The sequence below is a fragment of the Gordonia sp. (in: high G+C Gram-positive bacteria) genome (genome assembly GCF_049299075.1).
GTDB lineage: Bacteria > Actinomycetota > Actinomycetes > Mycobacteriales > Mycobacteriaceae > Gordonia.
On sequence record NZ_JBAQWU010000163.1, the window covers coordinates 1 to 3,795 of the forward strand.

Below are 3,795 nucleotides of genomic sequence, written 5' to 3' on the forward strand. Positions count from 1 at the left end.
CCACCCCGCTCCGGCCGCCCTCGCCGCCGTCATCGGCACGGCGCGGATGTGGGAGCGTCGCCCGGGCGACGCGGACTTCGGGCAGATTCGCGTGGGCCTGGGCACACAGCCACTGGCGACGGCGCTCGTCCCGCCGGAGGTGGTCCCGGCCGAAGAGTTGGAGCCGGTGTGCGCGGGGGCACTGCGGCGATTCGTGCAGGCGCACGCCTGTGTGCCGGAGCTGCCGACGGCGGTGGCGCTGCGCAGCTTTCCGGCGGTCGGGATCTCCGGCCCGCGCGAGGCTGTGCTCGGGCTGGTCCGGGCGATGACGGTGCAGGCGGCCATCGCGCACGGCCCAGATCAGCTGCGTCTGGCGATCGTCACCGGCGATCTGCTGGGGCCGGACTGGGATTGGGCCAAGTGGCTCCCGCACGTGAGTCATCGCAGCGCTGTCGACCGACTCGGTGCCGCGCGGATGATCTACGACAGCCTGGCCTCGTTGGAGACGGATTTGTCCGCTGACCTAGCCGAGCGCGGCCGATTCTCGCGGTCGGCGCCGCCGGTGACCACCCGACCGCACCTGCTGGTGATCCTCGACGGCGGGCCGCGTAGTGGGGACGAGGAACTCGCAATCGGCGCAGGCCGGGACGGGCTCACCGTGATCGAACTCGAACCCGACAGCGGTGTGGATGGGGCGGAATCGCTGGCGTTGCGGCGCGGCCTGAACCTGGTGGTGGGTCCGGGTACGATCGCCGCGCGCAGCGTCGCCGGACTCGAGGAGTTCGGGGTGCCCGACGCACTGTCGAGCGAACGAGCGCAGGTGCTGGCGCGCGGACTGGCGCGCTACCGGCTGGCCAGTGCCATGCCGCTGCCCGGTCTGGAGGTTTCGCAAGTAGCGTCCGATCCGGGGCTTCCGGCGTTGCTCGGGATCGGCGACGCCGCGCGCTTGGATCCGGCGGTCCGGTGGGGTCATCGTCGGGCGAGGGACCGGCTGCGCGTACCGATCGGCTATACCGCCGAAGGCACGCCGGTGGACTTGGACCTCAAGGAGAGCGCGTACGGCGGGATGGGGCCGCACGGGCTATGCATCGGCGCGACCGGGAGTGGCAAAAGCGAGTTTTTGCGAACCCTGGTGCTCGCGCTGATTGCGACGCATTCGCCGGACGAGCTGAATCTGGTGCTCGTCGATTTCAAAGGCGGCGCCACCTTTCTGGGACTGAACTCGCGGCATGTGGCGGCGCTCATCACCAATCTGGAGCAGGAGCTGACGATGGTGGACCGGATGGCCGATGCGCTTTCCGGTGAGCTCCACCGGCGACAGGAACTATTGCGTCGGGCAGGGAACTTCGCCAACGTCGGCGAGTACGAGCGGGCGCGGGTGGCGGGTGCGCCGTTGGACCCGCTGCCCGCGCTGTTCATCGTCGTCGACGAGTTCTCCGAACTGCTGACGCAGAAGCCGGAATTCGCGGAACTGTTCGTGGCCATTGGGCGTCTGGGTCGATCGCTGCACATTCATCTGCTGCTCGCTTCACAGCGGCTGGAAGAGGGACGACTACGCGGTCTGGACAGTCACCTCTCGTACCGGATCGGGTTGAAGACGTTCTCCGCCAACGAATCTCGCACCGTCCTCGGTGTGCCGGACGCCTACCATCTGCCGAGCACGCCGGGCGCGGCCTACCTGAAATGCGATTCGGCGGCGCCGGTGCGGTTCAGTACCTCATTCGTGTCCGGACCCTATGTGTCACCGGCCGACCACCAGGGGGCGTCGGGTAGGCGGCCGCGCGGTGCGGGCGAGGTGTTGCGGTTCACCGCCCAGCGGGTGCGGCTGCCTGCGGTGGAATCGGCGGGGACGGAAGCGATCGGGGTGGGAGCAGCGGTAGCGGTGCCGACCCTGTTGGAGACACTGGTGGCCCGGGTGGCCGGTCACGGGCGCGAGCCGCATGCCGTGTGGTTGCCGCCGTTGGAAACCGCGGTGACGTTGGACGAGTATGTCGAGGCCGTGGGTGTTGGCGGCCTGCGGATTCCGCTAGGCGTGGTGGATCGGCCGTTTGACCAGCGGCGGGAGCCGTTAGTGCTGGATTTGTCCGGGGCGGCGGGCAATGCGGCTGTGGTGGGTGGGCCGCAGGCGGGCAAGTCGACGGCCTTGCGCACGCTGATCTGTGCGACCGCCGCCACGCACACCCCGCAGCAGGCGGTGTTCTACTGTCTGGACTTCGGCGGCGGCACGTTGGGCGCGCTCAGCGGTCTGCCGCACATGGCCGGGGTGGCGACCAAGAATCGCCGCGACGCGGTGCGACGCACTTTGGCGGAGGTCACCGGGATCCTGACCGAGCGGGAACTGCTGTTTGCCGCGCAGGGGCTGGAGTCGATGCGCGAATACCGCGCGGCGCGAGCCGAGGGGCGGTTCCTCGACGATCCGCGCGGGGACGTCTTTCTGGTGATCGATGGGCTGGCAACGTTCCGGAGTGAGTTCGATGACCACGAGGACGAGGTGAATGCCCTTGTCGCGCAGGGACTCTCGTACGGGGTTCATGTGGTGGTGTCGGCGGCGCGGTGGGCGGACATTCGGCCGGCGATGCGCGACCTGCTCGGGACGCGTCTGGAACTGCGTCTCGGTGACCCGCTGGACTCGGAGATGGGCCGCAAAGGGGCGGCGACCGTGCCCATCGGGCGCCCCGGACGCGGCCTGACCGCCGAGGAATTGCACCTCCTGGTGGCGCTGCCCCGGTTCGACGGGGCTTCCGATACCGAGTCGCTGCCGACCGGTACGGCCGGATTTGTGACGGACTGTGCCGAACGATACGCCGAATCGCGCGCGCCGCTCTTGCGCCTGCTGGACGCTGAGGTGTCGCTGGCGGACCTAGACGAATCCCTTGCTGCGCAGGGGGTTTCGCCGCGCGCCGGGCGGGTAGGGCTGGGGCTGCGAGAGGCAGATTTGGGGCCGGTGCAGCTCGACTTCGAGGCCGAGCCGCACCTGCTGATCTTCGGCGACACCGCCTCGGGAAAGACGCAGACGCTGCGGACAATCCTGGCCGGACTCACCACGACCGGGAGCGCCGACGAGTGCAAGGTGATCGTCGTCGACTACCGGCGGACGTTGCTCGGCGTCGTGCACGGCGATCACCTCGCCGGGTATGCCAGTTCGGGGCAGTCGGCGGCGCCGATGATGACCCAGCTCGCCGACTACCTGCGCGCCCGCCTGCCAGGGGAGGAGGTGACCGCCGAACAGCTCGTGGCCGGGGATTGGTGGAGTGGACCGACCGTGTACCTGGTGATCGACGACTACGACCTAGTGGTCACCACGCTGGGAAATCCGTTGCAGCCGTTGACTGAATTGCTGGGGCATGCCCGAGACATCGGTTTGCGGGTGATCCTGGCGCGACGGTCGGGGGGTATCGGACGCGCGTTGTTCGACCCGATGATCGCCGGGCTGCGGGACCTCTCGTGCGAGGTGCTGTTGCTGTCCGGAGACCCCGATGAGGGCTACATCGTCGGGCGGTCGCGGATGCAGAAGCTCGGCGCCGGGCGTGGGGAACTGATCTCCCGGTCACGCGGCACCGACCTGGTGCAGGTGGCCCGATGACCAGTGCCGTCGACTTGGCCGACGCGGAGTTTCTCCGCAAGGTCGACGACGCCGACGGAGAACGGCTGCTGGCGCAGGGCCTGGCCGGGCTGCGGCTGACATCGCCCGGCGGTGCGATGCCAGCGGTCATCGGGTGCCCGAGTACCTGGGGGCGACCCCGCCGGGCGCGGCTGGACCGGGCGCTGGCGGCGGTCGTCGGTCCGGTACCGGTGCTGCCCCGCGCGGTGCTGATC

General features: G+C 69.5%; 1 protein-coding gene and 1 pseudogene. Both read left to right on the forward strand.

Translation table 11 applies throughout. The features are described from left to right. A partial coding sequence (eccCa, locus tag WAW85_RS05580; RefSeq protein WP_422558654.1) for a type VII secretion protein EccCa occupies positions 1 to 3,562 on the forward strand: 3,562 nt, incomplete at its 5' end. Beyond that, a pseudogene (locus tag WAW85_RS05585) lies at positions 3,559 to 3,795 on the forward strand (hypothetical protein); the annotation flags it as partial. The gene eccCa and the pseudogene WAW85_RS05585, both read left to right, overlap by 4 nt.